This is a genomic window from Ferruginibacter sp., from assembly GCF_031430955.1.
Classification (GTDB): domain Bacteria; phylum Bacteroidota; class Bacteroidia; order Chitinophagales; family Chitinophagaceae; genus Ferruginibacter.
Genome location: NZ_JANPCM010000357.1, coordinates 1 through 2447, shown reverse-complemented (window position 1 = coordinate 2447; position 2447 = coordinate 1). Strand labels below are relative to the sequence as shown.

At 37.0% G+C, this 2447-nt stretch carries 4 protein-coding genes; 1 reads left to right on the top strand and 3 read right to left on the bottom strand.

The genetic code is table 11. The features are described from left to right. A partial coding sequence (locus ACY65O_RS10130) for a DUF1800 family protein (RefSeq protein WP_462220736.1) occupies positions 1-349 on the bottom strand: 349 nt, incomplete at its 3' end. A 211-nt stretch (positions 350-560) separates the two neighbouring features. Between ACY65O_RS10130 and ACY65O_RS10125 the strand changes: the two genes are divergently transcribed. After that, positions 561-1613, top strand: coding sequence for an alkane 1-monooxygenase (locus tag ACY65O_RS10125; RefSeq protein WP_462220735.1), 1053 nt, complete (start codon positions 561-563; stop codon positions 1611-1613). Position 1614: 1 nt separating this feature from the next. On the opposite strand, the gene ACY65O_RS10120 is transcribed toward ACY65O_RS10125, so the two are convergent. Together ACY65O_RS10120 and ACY65O_RS10115 are read right to left on the bottom strand one after the other, a co-directional pair. Next, the gene (locus ACY65O_RS10120; RefSeq protein ID WP_462220734.1) at positions 1615-2079 is read right to left on the bottom strand and encodes a hypothetical protein; all 465 of its coding nucleotides are present in this window, start codon (positions 2077-2079) and stop codon (positions 1615-1617) included. 71 nt (positions 2080-2150) lie between these two features. Further along, on the bottom strand, positions 2151-2447 hold a 297-nt coding region (locus tag ACY65O_RS10115; RefSeq protein WP_462220733.1), incomplete at its 5' end, for an aminoacyl--tRNA ligase-related protein.

The following is a 2447-nucleotide window of genomic DNA, read 5'->3' as shown; positions in this document are numbered from 1 at the left end:
ACAAACTCATTTTTTCTCTTAACTGGGCTTCGCTGTTTATCATTTCTTCCAGCCAAAGGATGTTTAAATTTTTCAGATCGTCACGGGATTGCTCTCTTCTTCTTTTTTGCTGTTCCCTTTTTGTTTCCGGATTTTGCATTTTGGCTACATCCATTATACCCTTGTATAAACCATCTGCCAGGTTTTGCGCCACTTCAATTTTATCAGGCTTTTTAGCCGAAGTTTTCTCCAGTAATTTCCATAAATCTTTAGAAGATACGGTATCAAGTGCTGCAGCATTTTCGGCCATGGGCCCAAAACCTGCACGCCATAATAAATGTTGATTTTTTAAACGGTTGGATACTGCCATAAAATATTGTAAGGTTTATGTGCTTAATAAGTAACGATGCATGGACTCATCTAATTATTAAAGGTTTAAAATTTTATGATTAAATTTTGTTAACACTGCTTTTATTTTTCTTTAGCGTAAGCCGAAGGTGTTTTATAAGCAAGTTAAGTTTATTAAACGCTGTTGTGCCTTTCAAATTGTTTTTATTACCTTGGCAAATAATAATTGCTGTATGACGATAAAAGTATTTAAATATTTATCTCCCATAATTGTGTATGTACTTGCCTGGCTGGCATTTACACAAAACGGATGGTTTACCTGGAGCCCCATGATTTATGCCTGGGTTTTATTACCCCTTGCCGAACTTTTTATAAAGCCCAATGAAAAAAATATGAACGCTGCCGAAGAAGAGCTGGCAAAAAATAACCGGCTTTACGATTACATGCTTTACCTGATTGTGGTTTTACAGTTTATTGCTTTGTATAAGTTTTTATCAGTGATAAATGAATCTGGTTTAAATGGATGGGAAATTACCGGCCGTGTTTTTAGTATGGGTTTACTCTGCGGCACATTTGGCATTAATGTTGGGCATGAGCTGGGCCACAGAATAAATAAATTGGAGCAAACGCTTGCTAAAGTTTTACTGATGACGTCGCTGTACATGCATTTTTTTATTGAGCATAATAAAGGCCATCATAAAAATGTAGCTACCCCGCAAGACCCCAGCAGTGCCCGTTTAAACGAACCTCTCTATACTTTTTATTTAAGAACAATTGTTTTCTCTTATTTATCTGCATGGAAAATCAGCAATGACGAAATGAGAAAAAAAGGTTTATCAATCCTCAATATAAAAAACGAGATGCTGCAGGCACATCTCATTCAAATAATTTTTTTTGGGGTAATATTTTGGATTTTTGGAAGCACTGCTGCACTTTATTTTTTATGTGCTGCCGCAATTGGTATTGCACTTTTAGAAACCGTAAATTATATTGAGCATTACGGCCTGCAGCGTAAAGAAACTGCCGCAGGAAAATACGAAAGAGCTATGCCGCAACATAGCTGGAACAGCAATCATATTTTTGGAAGATTAATGTTGTTTGAGTTAAGCCGCCACAGCGATCATCATTATTTAGCAAGCAGAAAATATCAAATATTACAGCATCATAATAATGCGCCGCAATTACCTACGGGCTATCCCGGCAGTATGATTTTAGCATTGCTGCCACCTGCATGGTTTTATGTAATGAACCGAAAAATAAAACAATTAGAAAACAGCAGCGGTTAAATTATCTCTTGGCATTTGCCTTTACATAAGCCAGCACATTTTCTTTTTCAGTTTCTGTTAACTGAGCTTTTGTTGCCATTACCTGCATAATGCTTATCCATCTGTCGGCAGTATAATCTGAAGTAACTTTTAAACCATGGCACTTGCCGCATTTTACATTAAATGTAGCCTGACCAAGCATTTCAGGCGATGATGTACCCGATCTGTCCGTTGGAGTTCTTGTTCCCTCTGGCGTAGATGGAACTGATGGTATAGCAGCAGGAGAAGCTGGTGTTGATGATGACGATGGCGTAACTGGCGTATTACCAACTGGTACACTGTTACCTAATTTTGGAGACATTTCGGGTGCAGCAACTGCAGACCCGGAATTAGAAGACACAGGAGCTGATGACGCTTGAGGCGATATTTTTTTTGCACAACCCCAAACAAATATTGTTACTGTAATAATGGTAAATATTCTTTTCATAATTATTTTTTAAGGAATTATAAATATAAGCGGTTTAAATAAAAGTGTTGCCGAAACCGCTGCATTTTTTGTTAATGAATAGTTGTGGCGCCAAAATAACTATGCAGCACTTCGGGTAATTTTATTTCGTTTTCTGTTTGATTATTTTCTAATAAACAAGCCATAATACGTGGCAATGCTAAAGAAGACCCGTTTAAAGAATGTACCAATTGTGTTTTATTATTTTCATCTTTAAAACGAATTTTCATCCGGTTGGTTTGAAAAGTTTCGAAGTTACTTACCGAACTTACTTCCAGCCATTTTTGTTGTGCCGCACTGTACACTTCAAAATCGTAAGTGAGTGCACTGGCAAAACTCATATCGCCACC

Coding starts and splice junctions, on each gene's coding strand:
- ACY65O_RS10125 (WP_462220735.1), top strand. CDS start 561: ATGACGATAAAAGTATTTAAATATTTATCTCCCATAATTGTGTATGTA.
- ACY65O_RS10120 (WP_462220734.1), bottom strand. CDS start 2,079: ATGAAAAGAATATTTACCATTATTACAGTAACAATATTTGTTTGGGGT.